The 17,026-nt window shown below is 73.6% G+C and carries 15 protein-coding genes and 1 pseudogene; 10 read left to right on the forward strand and 6 right to left on the reverse strand.

The genetic code is table 11. The features are described from left to right. Positions 1 to 489, reverse strand: a 489-nt coding sequence (locus AB0J24_RS00005) for an HMA2 domain-containing protein (RefSeq protein ID WP_358672962.1), incomplete at its 3' end; no start/stop codon positions are given. A 58-nt stretch (positions 490 to 547) separates the two neighbouring features. Then, positions 548 to 826 carry a DUF1490 family protein gene (locus AB0J24_RS00010; RefSeq protein ID WP_358672964.1) on the reverse strand — a complete coding sequence of 93 codons (279 nt, stop codon included), beginning with the start codon at positions 824 to 826 and terminating at the stop codon, positions 548 to 550. 347 nt (positions 827 to 1,173) lie between these two features. Here AB0J24_RS00010 and AB0J24_RS00015 point away from each other — a divergent pair, with 347 nt between their 5' ends. Both AB0J24_RS00015 and polA read left to right on the forward strand, forming a co-directional pair. Further along, the gene (locus tag AB0J24_RS00015; protein ID WP_358672966.1) at positions 1,174 to 1,923 is read left to right on the forward strand and encodes a YebC/PmpR family DNA-binding transcriptional regulator; all 750 of its coding nucleotides are present in this window, start codon (positions 1,174 to 1,176) and stop codon (positions 1,921 to 1,923) included. Between the two features lie 165 nt (positions 1,924 to 2,088). Next, complete coding sequence (polA, locus tag AB0J24_RS00020) at positions 2,089 to 4,911, forward strand: DNA polymerase I (RefSeq protein ID WP_358672968.1); 2,823 nt, start codon at positions 2,089 to 2,091, stop codon at positions 4,909 to 4,911. Here polA and AB0J24_RS00025 read toward each other — a convergent pair. Together AB0J24_RS00025 and AB0J24_RS00030 are read right to left on the reverse strand one after the other, a co-directional pair. Next, complete coding sequence (locus AB0J24_RS00025; protein ID WP_358672970.1) at positions 4,878 to 5,450, reverse strand: hypothetical protein; 573 nt, start codon at positions 5,448 to 5,450, stop codon at positions 4,878 to 4,880. The genes polA and AB0J24_RS00025 overlap by 34 nt on opposite strands. Positions 5,451 to 5,583: 133 nt before the next feature. Continuing rightward, positions 5,584 to 6,729, reverse strand: a complete 1,146-nt coding sequence (locus AB0J24_RS00030) for an alpha/beta hydrolase (RefSeq protein WP_358672972.1) — start codon at positions 6,727 to 6,729, stop codon at positions 5,584 to 5,586. A 127-nt stretch (positions 6,730 to 6,856) separates the two neighbouring features. On the opposite strand from AB0J24_RS00030, the pseudogene ruvC reads away from it, so the two are divergent. The 5 genes and pseudogenes from ruvC to AB0J24_RS00055 all read left to right on the forward strand — a co-directional run. Next, positions 6,857 to 7,408, forward strand: a pseudogene (gene ruvC, locus AB0J24_RS00035) (crossover junction endodeoxyribonuclease RuvC); the annotation flags it as partial. A 155-nt stretch (positions 7,409 to 7,563) separates the two neighbouring features. Next, positions 7,564 to 8,163: a Holliday junction branch migration protein RuvA gene (gene ruvA, locus AB0J24_RS00040; protein WP_358672974.1), complete on the forward strand. Its 600-nt coding sequence runs from the start codon at positions 7,564 to 7,566 to the stop codon at positions 8,161 to 8,163. After that, positions 8,160 to 9,221, forward strand: a complete 1,062-nt coding sequence (ruvB, locus tag AB0J24_RS00045; protein ID WP_358672976.1) for a Holliday junction branch migration DNA helicase RuvB — start codon at positions 8,160 to 8,162, stop codon at positions 9,219 to 9,221. The genes ruvA and ruvB overlap by 4 nt, the downstream gene beginning before the upstream one ends. Positions 9,222 to 9,637: 416 nt before the next feature. Then, positions 9,638 to 10,024 (forward strand): preprotein translocase subunit YajC, encoded by a 387-nt coding sequence (yajC, locus tag AB0J24_RS00050; protein ID WP_358672978.1) that lies wholly within the window; start codon positions 9,638 to 9,640, stop codon positions 10,022 to 10,024. Between the two features lie 235 nt (positions 10,025 to 10,259). After that, a complete protein-coding gene (locus AB0J24_RS00055) occupies positions 10,260 to 10,829 on the forward strand; it encodes an adenine phosphoribosyltransferase (protein WP_358672980.1) in 570 nt (189 codons plus the stop codon). Positions 10,830 to 10,841: 12 nt separating this feature from the next. Here the strand turns inward: AB0J24_RS00055 and AB0J24_RS00060 are convergent, their stop codons facing one another. Beyond that, positions 10,842 to 11,249: a helix-turn-helix domain-containing protein gene (locus AB0J24_RS00060; RefSeq protein ID WP_358672982.1), complete on the reverse strand. Its 408-nt coding sequence runs from the start codon at positions 11,247 to 11,249 to the stop codon at positions 10,842 to 10,844. A gap of 75 nt (positions 11,250 to 11,324) precedes the next feature. Here AB0J24_RS00060 and AB0J24_RS00065 point away from each other — a divergent pair, with 75 nt between their 5' ends. Then, positions 11,325 to 12,206: an SDR family oxidoreductase gene (locus AB0J24_RS00065; RefSeq protein WP_358672984.1), complete on the forward strand. Its 882-nt coding sequence runs from the start codon at positions 11,325 to 11,327 to the stop codon at positions 12,204 to 12,206. Positions 12,207 to 12,339: 133 nt separating this feature from the next. Further along, positions 12,340 to 14,682, forward strand: a complete 2,343-nt coding sequence (locus AB0J24_RS00070; protein ID WP_358672986.1) for a bifunctional (p)ppGpp synthetase/guanosine-3',5'-bis(diphosphate) 3'-pyrophosphohydrolase — start codon at positions 12,340 to 12,342, stop codon at positions 14,680 to 14,682. A gap of 47 nt (positions 14,683 to 14,729) precedes the next feature. Here AB0J24_RS00070 and AB0J24_RS00075 read toward each other — a convergent pair whose 3' ends face one another. Next, positions 14,730 to 15,581: a peptidylprolyl isomerase gene (locus tag AB0J24_RS00075; protein WP_358672988.1), complete on the reverse strand. Its 852-nt coding sequence runs from the start codon at positions 15,579 to 15,581 to the stop codon at positions 14,730 to 14,732. A 129-nt stretch (positions 15,582 to 15,710) separates the two neighbouring features. On the opposite strand from AB0J24_RS00075, the gene hisS reads away from it, so the two are divergent. Then, the gene (gene hisS, locus AB0J24_RS00080) at positions 15,711 to 17,024 is read left to right on the forward strand and encodes a histidine--tRNA ligase (protein WP_358672990.1); all 1,314 of its coding nucleotides are present in this window, start codon (positions 15,711 to 15,713) and stop codon (positions 17,022 to 17,024) included. The last annotated feature ends 2 nt before the right edge of the window (positions 17,025 to 17,026 follow it).

The raw sequence follows: 17,026 nt of genomic DNA on the forward strand, positions 1-17,026 counted from the left end.
GATCGTGACACCGGTGGCGACGGTGCGGCCGGCCGTGCCGAGCACCGGCGGACGGCGCAGCCCGTAGCGGCGCAGGCCCAGTGCGGCCAGCGCGATCCCCCCGACGACGAGCCGGACGAGCTCACCGTGATGGGTGTCGGCCGAACGGGGGGTGCGGGCCGCCGTCGCCTCCGGATCGGCGCCGAGCCCCTTGCCGATCGCCTCGGCCAGCTCGACCCGGTCGCAACCGGGACGGACCCAGACCACGACGCTGCCGGTGCGCGGGTAGGCGTGCACCTGCCGGACCCCCGCGACGTGGTCGATCTGGTCCTCAACGGCCACGGCCAGCGCGACCCGGCCGCGCAACGCCGGCACGGCGTACCGGATCCGGCCCGCCGCGTCGCTCAGGACGGTGAGCTGCGGACCGTCGGGCCGGGGCCCGCTACGGATCCCGGCGTCGGCCCAGGTGTCGGTCTTCAGGATCCCTGCCCCGATCGGCTCTCGGCGCACGCTGTGAACGATCGCCGTGCGTGTTCGTGTGGTCGGTGTCCGCGCTCGGTGCTCGTGGTCAGTGCTCGTGGGTGTGCCCGCCGCCGCTGCCCGGGGCGGGGGCTTCCTCGCCGATCCGGCCGCGGGCCTCGCTGACGATGTCGGCGGTCGCCAGCCGGGCCCGCTCCGCGCCGGTCTCGGCGGCCCGGGCGCCGCGCAGGCCCCATGCCGTGGCCGTCACCGCGGCTTCGCGGACCGCACCGGAGCGGACCACCCGCTTCATCCCGTCGTAGGTGACCGCGCCGGCCAGGCCCGTGGCGACCAGCCCTGCAGCCTTACCCAGTACTGCTCCGAACACGAGCCGCTCCCTTCCGTATCCGGCCTGGCGCCGAGCTGCGACCACGGCCGGGGTGCCAGGCTAACGGCGGGGCACGACGTCCGGTCGCCCGGCGGCCGTCGACCGCCCACCCGGGTGGCGGTGGCCCCGGTGGTGTCGTCCCGGTGAGGCCCCGGTGAGGTCCCCCGGGCGGTGTCCCCGACGATGTCTCTGCCCCGGGTCGGGCGGGCGCGTGGGCGCGGCGTCGGTAACATCGAAGGGTTCCCGCAGGTCCGCCGCCCGCACCCCGCTGCGGCGCGACGCGGCCTGCCCCGGTCGTGCACGACGCGTGCGTCCGGCCCGAGTACGAGAGGTGGGCAGACGAGCCGATGAGTGGTCACTCCAAGTGGGCGACGACCAAGCACAAGAAGGCGGTGATCGACGCCCGCCGCGGCAAGATGTTCGCCAAGCTGATCAAGAACATCGAGGTCGCGGCCCGCACCGGTGGTGGTGACCCCGACGGCAATCCGACGCTCTACGACGCGATCCAGAAGGCGAAGAAGAGCTCGGTCCCCAACGACAACATCGAGCGTGCGGTCAAGCGCGGCTCCGGTGCGGACGCCGGCGGCGCCGACTACCAGTCGATCACCTACGAGGGGTACGGCCCGAACGGTGTCGCCGTGCTGGTCGAGTGCCTCACCGACAACCGGAACCGCGCCGCGACCGAGGTGCGGACGGCGATGACCCGCAACGGTGGCACGATGGCCGATCCCGGGTCGGTCGCCTACCTGTTCTCCCGCAAGGGCGTGGTGGTGCTCCCGAAGGGTGACCTCACCGAGGACGACGTGCTCGCGGCCGTCCTGGACGCGGGCGCCGAGGAGGTCAACGACCTGGGCGAGAGCTGGGAGGTCGTCTCCGAGGCGACCGACGTCGTGGCCGTGCGCACCGCGCTGCAGGACAGCGGGATCGACTACGACTCCGCGGAGGCGGTCTTCGTCCCCTCGATGCAGGTCGAGCTGGACGCCGAGGGCGCCAGGAAGGTCTTCCGGCTGATCGAGGCGCTGGAGGACTCCGACGAGGTGCAGAACGTCTACGCCAACTTCGACGTCTCCGACGAGGTCATGGCCGAGGTCGGCTGAGCCCGGTCCCGTTGCGGACCGCTGCCCGCCGCACACCCGTGCCGACGGCTCCGCCCGCCGCCCACCGACCGGTCCGCCCGGACCCGAGGTGCGGCGGCGGCCCCGGTGGTCGAGCCTGCCAGGCCGGGCCGGAGTTGTCGGGGCTCGGTTCTAGACTCGCCGCCGATGAGCACCGCGACGCAGGGCACCCCGTCCAAGGCCACCCCGGCGAAGGCCGCCGCATCGAAGGCGGCCGGTCGCTCGGCGCCGGATCGGCCGCGGTTGCTCCTGCTCGACGGGCACTCGCTGGCCTACCGTGCCTTCTTCGCGCTCCCAGCGGAGAACTTCCGCACCGGCACCGGGCAGACCACGAACGCCGTCTACGGCTTCACCTCGATGCTCATCAATCTGCTGCGCGACGAGGAGCCGACGCACCTGGCGGTCGCGTTCGACGTCTCACGTACCACGTTCCGCTCCGAGCGCTACGCGGAGTACAAGGCCAACCGCACCACCACGCCGGACGACTTCCGCGGCCAGATCGACCTCATCAAGGAGGTGCTCGGCGCGCTCAGCATCCCGGTGTTCGCGGTCGAGGGCTACGAGGCCGACGACCTGATCGCCACCCTGGCGACCCAGGCCGAGCGGCTGGGCTTCGAGGTGCTCATCACGACCGGTGACCGGGATGCGTTCCAGCTGGTGTCCGACGACGTCACGGTGCTCTACCCGAAGCGCGGGGTGTCCGATCTCGGCCGGATCGACCCGGCCGAGGTCGACAAGCGCTACGGGCTCACCCCGGCCCAGTACCCCGACTTCGCCGCGCTGCGCGGCGACCCCTCGGACAACCTGCCCTCCATCCCCGGCGTGGGGGAGAAGACGGCCGCCAAGTGGGTCCGCGAGTTCGGCTCGCTCGCCGAGCTGACCGACCGGGTGGACGAGGTGAAGGGCAAGGCCGGTGACGCGCTGCGCGCGAACCTGGCCAACGTGCTGCTGAACCGCCAGCTGACCGAGCTGGTCCGCGACGTCGACCTGGGATCGGGCCCCGAGCAGCTGGCGGTCCGCGCCTGGGACCGCGACGCGGTGCACCGGCTGTTCGACGAGCTGGAGTTCCGGGTGTTGCGTGAGCGTCTGTTCGCCACCCTGTCGTCGGCCGAGCCGGAGGCGGAGGACGGTTTCGAGATCTCCGGTGAGGTGATCGCCCCCGGCGCCGTGCGGGCCTGGCTGGACACCCACGCACGGGACGGCCGCCGGGTCGGGCTGAGCTTCGCCGGGGTGGCCGGGCCGGTCGCGGCGCGTGATCTCACCGGTGTCGCGCTGGCGGTGGGCGAGCCGACGGTCGAGCAGCGGGCCGCAGGTGCCACGGCCGGCGTGCCGAAGGCCGGGTACGCCGGCCTGGCCGGGCTCACCCCGGACGACGAGGCCGCGCTCGGTGAGTGGCTGGCCGACCCCGGCGTCCCGAAGGCCGCGCACGACATCAAGCCGGTGCTGCACGCGCTGCGGGCCCGCGGCTGGTCGGTCGCCGGGCTGACCAGCGACACGGCGCTCGCCGCGTACCTCGCCCGACCGGGGCAGCGCACCTTCGACCTGGCCGACCTGGCGCTGCGCTACCTGCGTCGCGAGCTGCGCACCGAGGAACCGGCGGACGGGCAGCTGTCCCTGCTCGGGGGCGAGGAGGAGGCCGACGCGCAGGCCGCGCAGCAGGAGATGCTGGCCGCCTCGGCGGTCGCCGAGCTGGCCGACGCGCTCGACACCGAGCTGGCCGGGCGCGGCGGCACCGAGCTGCTCACCGACCTGGAGCTGCCGCTGGCGTTCGTGCTGGCCGGCTGCGAGGCCGCAGGGATCGCGGTCGACTCGCAGATGCTGTCGGACCTGGCGTCCGACTTCGGTGCCCAGGTCCGCGACGCCGCGGCCAACGCCTACCAGGTGATCGGCAAGGAGATCAATCTCGGATCACCCAAGCAGCTGCAGGTCGTGCTCTTCGACGAGCTGAACATGCCGAAGACCAAGCGCACCAAGACCGGCTACACCACCGACGCGGACGCCCTGCAGAGCCTCTACGAGCAGACCGAGCACCCGTTCCTGCAGTTCCTGCTGCAGCACCGGGACGCCACCCGGCTCAAGGTCACCGTCGACGGCCTGATCAAGACGGTCGCCGACGACGGGCGGATCCACACCACCTACTCGCAGACGATCGCGGCCACCGGCCGGCTCTCCTCGACCGACCCGAACCTGCAGAACGTCCCGATCCGGACCGCGGCCGGGCGCCGGATCCGGGACGCGTTCGTGGTCGGCACCGGCCCGGGCGGGGAACGGTACGCGGAGCTGATGACCGCCGACTACAGCCAGATCGAGATGCGGATCATGGCGCACCTGTCCGAGGACGCGGCACTGATCGAGGCGTTCCGGTCGCAGCACGACTTCCACGCCGAGACCGCCGCCCGGGTGTTCGGTGTCGAGGCGGCGGAGGTGTCGGCCGAGCAGCGCGCGAAGATCAAGGCCATGAACTACGGCCTTGCCTACGGGCTGTCGGCCTACGGACTGTCCGCGCAGCTCCGGATCTCCACCGATGAGGCCAAGGGCCTGATGGACGACTACTTCGCCGGGTTCGGCGGGGTGCGCGACTACCTGGCCGGCGTCGTCGAGCAGGCCCGCAAGGACGGCTACACCGCCACCATCCTCGGCCGTCGCCGCTACCTCCCGGACCTGACCAGCGACAACCGGCAGCGCCGCGAGATGGCCGAGCGGATGGCGCTCAACGCGCCGATCCAGGGCAGCGCGGCGGACATCATCAAGGTCGCGATGCTCGGCGTGGCCCGGGCGCTGGAGCAGGAGGGGCTGCGCAGCCGGATGCTCCTGCAGGTGCACGACGAACTGGTGCTGGAGGTCGCCGACGGCGAGCGGGAGGCGCTGGAGAAGCTGGTCCGCGAGCAGATGGGGGCGGCCGCCGCGCTGTCGGTGCCGCTGGAGGTCTCGGTCGGCTACGGCCGCAGCTGGGACGCCGCGGCGCACTGAGCACGATCCGGCACTGGCGCTGTCACCGGTACCGGCGCCGCGTGCTGGTCCGGCAGGTGGACCGGGGCGAGCAGCCGGGCGGCCCGTCCCAGCTCGGCCACCAGCTGCTCGGCGGCGACGTCGTGCCGGCGGGCCGCCCGGTGCAGGGCCTGCGCCACGAGCGCGGAGCCCGGATCGGCGGACCGGTCGGCCGATCGGCGGACCCGGCGCAGGGCCAGGGCCAGCGCGCGGCCCGCCTCGGCGAGCGCGTCGACGTCGTCGAGATCGACGGTGAAGCTCGCCCCCGGCACGTCACCGCGCAACCCGGCCGCAGCCACCACGGGCCCCGCGACCCGGGTCCACGCGTGCAGCACGTGACGGCCGGCGACGGGCGCGGGCAGCGCCACCCCGGCGGCCTCGAGCTCGGCCAGGGCGCGCAGCAGCCCACCGATCCGCGCCGAGCGGGCCGTCCAGGTGGGCCGGTCACCGGGCAGGTCGCGCCGGGTCACCGTCCGGCCGGCCCGGCCGCTGTGGCCCCGTGGGTGGGGAACGGGGGACATCGGCGTCACCTCCCGCGATCGGCAGCCGCGACGACCGCCACGGGCGAGGTCGCAGGCCTCCGAGCTGCTGTTACCGGGTGCGGCCGGGTGGTCGTCCGGCGGGGGCGGACGGTCCGGCCGTCGCGCCGGGAGGTCAGCCCACCCCGGTCAGGAACCGGATGACGGCCTCGCGCGTCAGCTGTGCACCGGGGCTGCCGAAGGGCCGGTCGAAGACGTGGTCGGCGTAGGGGACCGTCACCAGCCGGCCGGGGACACCGGCGTCGCGCAGCTCCCGGTCGTAGGTGGCGACCCGGTCCGGGTGCACGTAGTGGTCGGCCGAGCCGAGCAGCAGCAGGGTGGGCGGCAGCCCCGGTCGCACCTGTTCCGACGGCGAGAGCAGCCGCATCAGGCCGGGCGCGTCGGCGGCGGCGCCACCGAACAGGGTCTGCTGCAGGTCCGTGTCGATCAGCGCCAGGTCGACCGGCGGATAGTAGGCGACGACACCGACCGGCGGCGGGCCCGGCGGTGGCGGCGGGGCGTCGGCCGGGCCGGTGCCCCCGGCCGACGCGGGCGCGTCCGAGCAGGCGAGCGTGCCGTCGAGCAGGCCGGACGTCGTGCTGAGCGCGAGCGTCGCCCCGGCGGACTGGCCGGCGAGCACCAGCCGGCCGGGATCGAGCTCGCCCGCGGCGTTCGAGCGGATCCAGTCGACCGCGCAGGCGATGTCGCGCTGCTGGTCACGGCCGACCGGCTCGGGCGGTGGGAGCCGGTAGTCGACAGCGGCGACGGCCCATCCGCGCTCGGCGAGCCAACGGTTCAGCGCCGTCCGGTCCTCCCTGTCGCCACGGACCCAGCTGCCGCCGTGCACCCACACCAGCACCGGGTGCGGGCCCGGGCCGGACGGCAGGTAGAGGTCCAGCGCGCGGCCCTCGGTGAACTCGACCGAGCGGTCCGGGGTCCCGGCGGGCTGGCCGATCTCGGTCAGCGCCGCGGTCCAGTCCAGCCGGACGCCCTCGGCGGCGGCCGTCCGGCCCTGGGCCGCGAGCACCGTCACCATCCCGACGACCGCGGCGAGCGACAGCGTCGCCGCCGCGTACCCGCTGAATCGGGCCCCCGCCGACCTGGTGGCGAGACCGAACACGATGCCCAGCACCGCGGCGATCGCCAGGTGCAGCGGGTACTGGCCGGTGAGGAGCGACCCGGCGAAGCCGGCGACCGGCGTCTCCGGTCGAAAAGCACCCACCAGGACGAACAACAGCGCGGCCGCCCAGATCAGGGCGAGCGCGCGGAGGAACGACGTCACCCCCGCACCCTGCCATCGGACCTCCCGGCCCGATCGAGGCGGTCCGCCCGGCGCGCCCCCGGCGGGAGCACAGGGAACGGCCGGTAGCGTGCGGATCTCGAACGCACGTGCGGGAGGGGTGACGCCGGTGCGGGTGCTCGGGGTCGACCCGGGGCTGACCCGGTGCGGGATCGGTGTCGTCGAGACCGGTGCCGGGCGGGGGGTCGGGTTCGTCGACGTCGGTATGGTCCGCAGCGGGGCCGACGTCCCGCTGGAACGGCGGTTGCTCGTCGTCGCCGACGAGGTCGAGCGCTGGGTGGCCCGGCACCGGCCGGACGTGATCGCCGTGGAGCGGGTCTTCAGCCAGCACAACGTCCGCACCGTGATGGGCACCGCCCAGGCCAGCGGTGTCGTCGCGCTGGTCGCGGCGCGGGCCGGGCTGCCGGTCGCCTTCCACACGCCGAGCGAGGTGAAGGCCGCGGTGACCGGTGAGGGCCGGGCGGGCAAGGCGCAGGTCGCGACGATGGTCGCGAAGGTGCTCGGGCTCGACACCCCGCCGAGACCGGCCGACGCGGCGGACGCGCTGGCGCTCGCGATCTGTCACTGCTGGCGTTCCCCGATGCAGGACCGGATGGCGCAGGCCAGGGCCCGGGCCGAGGAGCTGGCCGCGGTGCACCGGGCCCGGCTCGCCCGGGCCCGGGCGGAACAGGGCGACACCGCTCCGACCGCCGCCGCACAGTGGGCCGCCGCCCGCGCCGCCGCGGAGCGGACGGGCGGCACCTGGGCGCCCGGGGTGTCGGAGGTGCCCGGTAGCGTCGGGCATCGAACGACCGTTCGCGGGAAGGGGACCCGTCGGTGATCCACTCGGTGCGCGGCCCGGTGCTGGAGATCGGGCTCGACCACGCCGTCGTCGAGGTCGGCGGGGTCGGCCTCGCCGTGTACGCCACGCCGGCCACGCTCGGCGGTCTACGGCGCGGTGAGCAGGCCCGCCTCGCGACCACGCTGGTCGTGCGCGAGGAGTCGCTGACCCTCTACGGCTTCGTCGACGCCGAGGAGCGCGAGCTGTTCCTGCTCCTGCAGACGGTCTCCGGGATCGGTCCCCGGCTCGCGCTGGCCACCCTCGCGGTGCTGGAGCCGGACACGCTGCGCCGGGCGCTGGCCGACGGTGACCTGGCCGTGCTCACCCGGATCCCGGGCGTCGGGCGCAAGAGCGCGGAACGGCTCGTCGTGGAGCTGCGCGACAAGGTGACCGCACCCGCGGCCTCGCCCGCGGCGGCCGCCTCCCCGTCCGGCGTCACCTCCACCCGCGACCAGGTGGTCGAGGCGCTGCTCGGTCTCGGCTTCACCCAGAAGCCCGCCGAGCAGGCGGTCGACGCGGTGCTGGCCGGCTCACCGGACGCCGGGCCCAGCACGCTGCTGCGCACCGCGCTGTCGTCGCTGGGCCGGTCGAGGTGACCGCAGGCCCGGGCGGGGACGACACCGAGTTCCGCGACGTCGACGCCGTCGTCCACCCCGAGGATCTCGACGTCGAGGCGTCCCTGCGGCCGCGGTCGCTGGACGAGTTCGTCGGCCAGCCCCGGGTCCGCGAGCAGCTGCAGCTGGTGCTGGAGGGGGCGCGGCGGCGCGGCGACCCGCCGGACCACATCCTGCTGTCCGGGCCGCCCGGCCTCGGCAAGACCAGCCTCGCGATGATCGTCGCGCAGGAGATGGGCGCCGCGATCCGGCTGACCTCGGGGCCCGCCCTGGAGCGGGCCGGTGACCTGGCCGCGATGCTGTCCAACCTGGTCCCCGGTGACGTCCTGTTCATCGACGAGATCCACCGCACCGCCCGGCCCGCCGAGGAGATGCTCTACCTGGCGATGGAGGACTTCCGGGTGGACGTCGTCGTCGGCAAGGGCCCGGGTGCCACCTCGATCCCGCTCGACGTCGCGCCGTTCACCCTGGTCGGCGCGACCACCCGGGCCGGTTCGCTGACCGGGCCGCTGCGGGACCGGTTCGGTTTCACCGCCCACATGGAGTTCTACGACGACGCCGAGCTGGAGCAGGTGCTGCGCCGGGCCGCCGGGATCCTCGGTATCGACCTGCGCCCGGACGGCGCCGAGGAGATCGCCGGGCGCTGCCGCGGCACGCCCCGGGTCGCGAACCGCCTGCTGCGCCGCGTCCGGGACTTCGCCGAGGTGCGCGCGGACGGCGTGATCCGCCGCGACATCGCCCGCGCCGCTCTCGCCGTGTACGACGTCGACGAGCTGGGCCTCGACCGGCTGGACCGGGCGGTGCTCGGCGCGCTCGTCCGCTCGTTCCACGGGGGGCCGGTCGGGATCTCCACCCTCGCGGTCGCGGTCGGGGAGGACCAGGGCACCGTCGAGGAGGTCTGCGAGCCCTACCTCGTGCGGGCCGGGATGCTCGCCCGTACCCCCCGCGGCCGGGTCGCGACCCCGTTGGCGTGGTCGCACCTGGGGCTGACCGCGCCCGCCGACGCGCCGGCCGGGCACCGGATCGAACCGCTGTTCTGATTCCGGACCGCTCCGGGAATTGTGTCGGCTCGCTCTCGGGCCCGTTCCGCGAATCGTTCACGATGCCGTTCTCCGGTGCATTCCGTCCGGTCTGCGGCAATTCGGAGCAATCCGCCGACCCGGTCACGGCGCGGCCCGCCCGGGTAGCGGTACCGTCGTCGCTGCGTCGCCGGTCGGCTGCCCGGTTCGGGGCGGTGCGGCGGGCCTGCGCGGACCGCCCGGCACGGACTGCGGGTTCGGATCGGGCAGTGTGGGACAATCCACGCATCAGCGCCGTTGAGTGGTGGGGCAACGCAGCACCACCGTTCGTCCCTGCATTTCTGCGACGAGCGGCCTGAACGGTCGGGGGGGTGCTCGATGATTTCCCGGCGACCGGCACACTGATACGTGGCGAGACGAGACGGAGACCCCGCACGATGGATCTGATTCTTGCGCAGGAGGCCGGTGGTTCCGGTCTGCTGTCCCTGCTGCCCTTCCTCCTCATCCTGCTGCTGTTCGTGCCGCTGTTCCTCAACGGCCGCAGGCAGCGCAAGCAGATGATGGAGACCCAGGCGATGCAGCAGGCGCTGGAGGACGGCGACGTCGTCGTCACCACGTCCGGGCTGCGGGGAACCGTCACCGACGCCTCCTACGAGGACACGATCGACCTCGAGATCGCCGACGGCGTGGTCACGACCTGGCTGCGCGCGGCGATCCGGGAGAAGGTCAACCCCGACCCGACGTCGGAGGACGAGTCCGGTGGCTCCACCGAGTCCGCCGACGCCTCGCAGCAGCAGCCGGAGAACAAGCCGACGATCCACTGAGCCGCCGGCGGGCCCGGCCCGACCGGGGCCCCGCGCGGTCGCTGAACACCTCGCTGTGCGATCCGCTGTGCGACGGGCCGATCGGTGACCGCACCGGGCGCGCGGCGCCGCCGGCGGGGTGTGCACCGCACCGCGTGACGGCGACGGCGGCGGATATCCTCGCGGTCGTGAGCAGTACGAGCCCCGCCTCCTCCTCGTCGTCCCGGCCCACCGGCACGAACGAGCCGGTCCGCCGGTGACCGCCGTCGACGACATCCGGCCCGGGCCCGGTCTCGACGGGGACTCCGCGGAGGACCTGCAGCGGATCGCCGACCTGATCCGCTCGGTACCCGACCACCCGGAGCCCGGGGTGCTGTTCCGCGACATCACGCCGGTGCTCGCGCACGGCGGGGCGTTCGCGACGGTGGCCACCGAGCTGGCCGCGCACACCGGCGAGGCAGAGCTGGTGGTGGGTGTCGAGGCCCGCGGTTTCCTGCTGGGCGCCGCGGTGGCACTGGTCGCCGGGGTCGGGACCGTCCCGGTGCGCAAGGCGGGCAAGTTGCCCGCGGTCGCCGCGTCGCGCAGCTACGACCTGGAGTACGGCAGCGCCACCCTGGAGCTCCCGGCGGACGTCGTCGAGCCCGGCACCCGCGTCTACGTCGTCGACGACGTGCTCGCCACCGGAGGGACGGCCGCGGCGGCCTGCGCGCTGCTGACCGACGTCGGCGCGGACATCGTCGGGTTCGGCACCCTGCTGGAACTCACTGCCCTGCGCGGCCGAGGTCGGCTCGGCGACGTGCGGGTGGACGCGCTGCTCACCGCCTGAGACGCGGTCCGTTCAGGCGGGGTGGGCGTCGTCGTAGCGTCGTCGTGCCTCGAGCAGCTCCGGGACGGAGCCCTCCAGGATGTCGGCGAGCCCGCGCAGCGTCGTCGCCACCCGGCGGCCGAGCGGTGTCAGGGAGTACTCGACCCTGGGCGGGATCGTGCTGTGCACCTCGCGGACGACCAGACCGTCCCGTTCCAGGCTCTGCAGGGTGCGCGCGAGCATCCGTTCGCTCACCCCGTCGACCTTGCGGCGCAGGCCGTTGAACCGGAACGCGCCCTCACCCAGCGCGAGCAGCGCGAGGATGCCCCATTTGCTCCCGACGGTCTCGAGCGCGGTACGCGAGTCGCACCGGCGCGCGAACACGCTCGTGACGACCTCGTCGGACGGCTCCGGGTCCCGCTGCTCGGACGGTGTGGTCATGGTCTCAGTATAGGCACCAGTGGATGTGGACGCACTTACGAATAGTTAGTGCAGGTGCCGGCTCGGACGAGCCCGGTGACCGACACGTCCCCGGAGGACATCGTGACCATCTATGCCGTGACCGGAGCCGGCGGGCACCTCGGCTCCCTCGTCGTGCAGGAGCTGCTCGCCCGGGGGGTCCCCGCGGGCGACGTCGTCGCCGTCGCCCGCACCCCGCAGAAGGCCGAGGACCTGAGCGGACGCGGGGTGCAGGTGCGCCGGGGCGACTACACCGATCCGGCGTCGCTGCGGGCCGCGTTCGACGGTGTCGACCGGTTGCTGCTGGTCTCCGGTGACGCCGTCGGCCAGCGGTTCGCACAGCACGCCAACGTGGTCGACGCGGCGCGCGAGAGCGGTGTCTCGGCGATCGCCTACACCAGCCTCACCCGGGCGGACACCTCCCCGCTGGCGCTGGCACCGGAGCACCGGCGGACCGAGGAGCTGCTCGCCGGCTCCGGTCTGCCGTACACCGTGCTGCGCAACAACTGGTACCTCGAGAACTACACCGACCGGGCCGCCGAGTACCTGGCACGGGGGGAGATCCTCAGCGCGACCGGGACCGGCCGGATCGGTGCCGCCGCACGTCGGGACCTCGCCGGCGCGGCGGCGGTCGTGCTGACCACGGACGGCCACGACGGGCGGACCTACGAGCTGGCCGGGCCGCCGCTCACGCTCACCGAGCTGGCAGCGACCCTTTCCGAGGTGAGCGGCCGGCAGGTCGCCCACCGGGCGGTCCCGGCGGCCGAACTCGTGGCCGCCCTGACCGCCGCCGGCCTCGACGAGGCGACGGCCGGCTTCGTCGCCGCGATGGACGAGGCGATCGCGGGCGGCGCCCTCGACATCGAGAGCTCCGATCTCGCCGATCTCCTCGGGCGCGCGCCGACGCCCGTGGCCGACGTCCTGCGGGCCGCCCTGTGACCGGTCGCTGACCGGGACCGGTCGCCCGTCGCGTCCGTCGTGGAGGCGCCGGGCGGCGCGGGTCCGCCCCGCGCCGGTCCGCGGACTATCCTCGGCCACGGACCACCGCTACCGGGTACGAGCAGGAGGTGTGGTGACCGAGGTCGACCGGACGAGCACCCCGGCGGGTGCGCACCCCGCCACGCGCCCGCTCACGCCCGACGACGAACCGCCCCGTCCGTCCGCGACCCGGCGGGTACGGGCCCGGATCGCGCGCCGGATGACGCCGCAGCGGGTCGCGATCGTGACACCGGTGCTGGAACCGCTCGCCGCGGTGCACCGTTCGCTGCACCCCAAGGCCGATCTCGTCCTGCTGCAGCGGGCCTACGACGTCGCGGAGGCCAAGCACCAGGGGCAGACCCGCAAGTCCGGTGACCCGTACATCACGCACCCGCTGGCCGTCGCGACGATCCTGGCCGAGCTGGGCATGGACACCACGACGCTGGTCGCCGCGCTGCTGCACGACACCGTGGAGGACACCGACTACTCGCTGGAACGGCTGCGTGCCGACTTCGGCGACGAGGTCGCACACCTGGTCGACGGCGTCACCAAGCTCGACAAGGTCGAGTTCGGCACCGCCGCCGAGGCCGAGACCATCCGCAAGATGGTGGTCGCGATGGCCCGCGACCCCCGGGTGCTGGTCATCAAGCTCTCCGACCGGCTGCACAACATGCGCACCATGCGGTTCCTGCGCCCGGAGAAGCAGGTCAAGAAGGCGAACGAGACCCTGGAGGTGTTCGCCCCGCTCGCGCACCGGCTCGGCATGGCCACCGTCAAGCTGGAGCTGGAGGACCTGTCGTTCGCGATCCTGCAGCCGAAGAAGTACCAGGAGATCGTCCGGCTGGTCGCCGACCGGGCCCCGTCGCGGGACACCTACCTGCGTCAGGTCATCGACGAGGTGGCCGCCCAGCTGGACTCGGCGCGCATCTCGGCGAAGGTGGAGGGGCGCCCCAAGCACTACTACTCGATCTACCGCAAGATGATCGTCAAGGGCCGCGACTTCGACGACATCCACGACCTGGTCGGCGTCCGCGTGCTGGTCGACGAGGTGCGGGACTGCTACGCCGCGATCGGCATGGTGCACGCGCTGTGGCAGCCGATGCCGGGCCGGTTCAAGGACTACATAGCGCAGCCCCGGTTCGGGGTCTACCAGTCGCTGCACACCACGGTGATCGGCCCGGACGGCAAGCCCCTCGAGGTGCAGATCCGGACGCACGCGATGCACCGCACCGCCGAGTACGGCATCGCCGCGCACTGGCGCTACAAAGAGGTCAAGGGCGGCTCCGGCAAGGAGGTCGAGGTCGAGGAGATGGCGTGGATGCGCCAGCTGCTCGACTGGCAGCGCGAGGCCGCCGACCCCGGTGAGTTCCTCGACTCGCTGCGATTCGACCTCGCCGCCCGGGAGATCTTCGTGTTCACCCCGAAGGGCGACGTCGTCACCCTGCCGACCGGGTCCACCCCGATCGACCTGGCCTACGCGGTGCACACCGAGGTCGGGCACCGCTGCATCGGGTCCCGGGTGAACGGCAAGCTGGTCGCATTGGAGCGCCAGCTGTCCTCCGGTGACGTGGTGGAGATCTTCACCTCCAAGGCGGAGGACGCCGGGCCCAGCCGCGACTGGCTGTCCATCGCGAAGTCGCCGCGGGCCAAGGCGAAGATCAAGCAGTGGTTCGCCAAGGAACGCCGCGAGGAGGCCGTCGAGGAGGGCAAGGAGGCGATCACCCGGGAGGCGCGCCGCACCGGGATGCCCTTGCAGCGGCTCATCTCCGGCGACGCGATGTCCGCGATCGCCCGCGAGCTGCACTACCCCGACGTCTCCGCGCTCTACGCCGCGGTCGGTGAACACCAGACCAGTGCCCAGCACGTCGTGCAGCGACTGGTCGCCTGGTTCGGCGGCGAGGAGGAGGCCGAGGAGGAGCTCGCCGAGCGGGCGACGCCGTCCACGGTCCGGCACCGCAGGCCGTCCGGGAACGCGGGCGTCGTCGTGCAGGACGGCGACGGCAACGCGATGGACGACCTCTACGTCAAGCTCGCCCGCTGCTGCACCCCGGTGCCCGGTGACGAGATCCTCGGGTTCGTCACCCGCGGCGGCGGGATCAGCGTGCACCGCACCGACTGCACCAACGCCGGCGACCTCACCGCCCGGTCCGAACGTCTGGTCGACGTCGCCTGGTCGGTGTCGCCGGAGTCGGTGTTCCTGGTCGCGATCCAGGTCGAGGCGCTGGACCGGCACCGGCTGCTCTCCGACGTCACGAAGGTGCTGGCCGACGAGAAGGTCAACATCCTGTCGGCGTCGACGACGACCTCACGGGACCGGGTGGCGGTGTCCCGGTTCTCGTTCGAGATGGGCGACCCGAAGCACCTCGGCCACCTGCTGCAGGCGGTGCGCAACATCGAGGGCGTCTACGACGTCTACCGGGTCACCTCGGCGGCCTGAACAGCGCTGCCGTCCCGGGGGCGGATGTCCCGCCCCCGGGACCCGGATCAGCCGACCGTCGCCCCCTCGATGTCGACCGGGGTGTTCGGGGTGCCGTCCCCGCCCCCGGTCGACTCGCCTGCGCGGGCGACCGCGTCCAGAGTCCGCAAACCCTCCTCGCCGATCGAGCCGAACACGGTGTACTCCGGCGGCAGTTGCGCGTCACCGTAGATCATGAAGAACTGGCTGCCGCCCGAGTCGGGGGCCGCCGTCTTCGCCATCGCCAGCATCCCGCGGCCGTAGGTCAGGCCGTCGAACACCTCGTCCGGGATGGTGTAACCGGGACCGCCGGAGCCCTGCCCGGTCGGGTCGCCGCACTGCAGCACCTGCAGTCCGGGGCTGGTGGTCAGCCGGTGGCAGGACGTGCCGTCGTAGTAGCCCTGCTCGATCAGGCTCTCGAAGCTCTTCACCGTGCACGGCGCCAGCGCCCGGTCCAGCGTCAGGTCGATCGTGCCGGCGCTGGTGGTGAACGACGCCTGGACCGTGCCCTCGGCGGGGGTCGCGCCCTCGGCGGGCGGATCGACCGGCTTCGCCGCCGGCTGCTCTGCCGGATAGGCGCAGTCCACCGATGCGGGCAGCGCGGTGGGCCGGACCGGCAGCGGGGCGACCGGGAGCCCGGAGGTGTCCGGTCCGCTGTTCTGCTGGGCCTGTGCGGCCGGGTCGGCGGGCTCGGCCTCGCCACCGCCCCACGCGGCCGTCAGCGCGTAGACGCCGCCGGCGGCCACGGCGACCACCAGCACCGTCGCCACGACGGCGATCGTGGTGTTGCGCTTCTGCTTCTGGGCCCGCTCGGCCCGGCGGGCCTGCTGGGCCGCCAGCTTCCGCTTGGCCGCCTCCCGGCGCTGCTCGTTCGTCGCCACGCTCGTGCTGCTCCCTGGTCGATCAACGTCGTGTCGGAGGGTATCGGGGCACCTGGGAGCGAATCCGGGAGCCACCGGTTCTACGCTGGAGAGCCTGTGCGCACCGGCACGAGAGGACGTGGACCTGCAGTGACCGCCACCGAGCAGCAGGCGCAGCGCCGGGCGGGCAAGCCCGAGCCGTTCGCCGCGCCGAAGGGCATCCCGGAGTACCTGCCGCCGGAATCGGCCGGGTTCACCCACGTCCGGGACACCCTCGCCGGGGCGGCGGCGCGCGCCGGGTACGGCCACATCGAGCTGCCCGTCTTCGAGGACACCGGGCTCTACGCCCGCGGGGTGGGCGAGTCCACCGATGTCGTCTCCAAGGAGATGTACACCTTCGCCGACCGGGGCGACCGCTCGGTGACGCTGCGGCCGGAGGGCACCGCGGGCGTCGTCCGGTCGGTGATCGAGCACAACCTCGACAAGCAGGGCCTGCCGGTCAAGCTGCGCTACGCCGGGCCGTTCTTCCGGTACGAGCGCCCGCAGGCCGGACGCTACCGGCAGCTGCAGCAGGTGGGGGTCGAGGCGATCGGGGTCGACGATCCGGCACTCGACGCCGAGGTCATCGCGATCGCCGACGAGGGGTTCCGGGCACTGGGCCTCACCGGCTACCGGTTGGAGATCACCTCGCTGGGTGACGCCGAGTGCCGTCCGCGCTACCGCGAGCTGCTGCAGGACTACCTCGCCGGGCTCGACCTCGACGGGCCGACCCGCGAGCGGGCCGCGATCAACCCGCTGCGGGTGCTGGACGACAAGCGTCCCGAGGTCCGGGCGGCGATGGCGCAGGCCCCGCTGCTGATGGACCACCTCTCGGCGGCGGCGGCGGAGCACCACGCGGCCGTGCTGGCCCACCTGGACGACCTCGGTATCGCCTACACCCCGAACCCGCGGATGGTGCGCGGCCTGGACTACTACACGAAGACGACGTTCGAGTTCGTGCACGACGGACTCGGCGCCCAGTCCGGGATCGGCGGCGGTGGCCGCTACGACGGCCTGATGGGCACCCTCGGCGGGCCGGACCTGTCCGGGGTCGGGTTCGGCATCGGCGTCGACCGCACGCTGCTGGCCTGCGGTGTCGAGGGCGTGCAGCCCTGGTCGGCGTCCCGCGTCGACGTGTTCGGCGTGCCGCTGGGGGAGGACGCCCGCCGCAGGCTGGTCGTGGTCGCGGCCCGCCTGCGCGCGCAGGGCGTGCGGGTCGACCTGTCCTACGGCAACCGCGGCCTGAAGGGTGCGATGAAGACGGCCGACCGCTCCGGGGCCCGGTTCGCGCTCGTCCTCGGCGCCCGCGACCTGGAGAACGGCACGATCGGACTGAAGGACCTGGTCTCCGGCGACCAGCAGGACGTCCCGCTCGACGGCGTGGTCGAGGCCGTGGTGACCGCGGTCGCCGCCGAGGTCGGCTGAGC

This window comes from Pseudonocardia sp. NPDC049635 (assembly GCF_040659795.1).
In the GTDB taxonomy this organism is placed as follows: Bacteria; Actinomycetota; Actinomycetes; order Mycobacteriales; family Pseudonocardiaceae; genus Pseudonocardia.

Coding starts and splice junctions, on each gene's coding strand:
- polA (WP_358672968.1), top strand. CDS start 2,089: ATGAGCACCGCGACGCAGGGCACCCCGTCCAAGGCCACCCCGGCGAAG.
- yajC (WP_358672978.1), top strand. CDS start 9,638: ATGGATCTGATTCTTGCGCAGGAGGCCGGTGGTTCCGGTCTGCTGTCC.
- AB0J24_RS00015 (WP_358672966.1), top strand. CDS start 1,174: ATGAGTGGTCACTCCAAGTGGGCGACGACCAAGCACAAGAAGGCGGTG.
- AB0J24_RS00025 (WP_358672970.1), bottom strand. CDS start 5,450: ATGTCCCCCGTTCCCCACCCACGGGGCCACAGCGGCCGGGCCGGCCGG.
- AB0J24_RS00060 (WP_358672982.1), bottom strand. CDS start 11,249: ATGACCACACCGTCCGAGCAGCGGGACCCGGAGCCGTCCGACGAGGTC.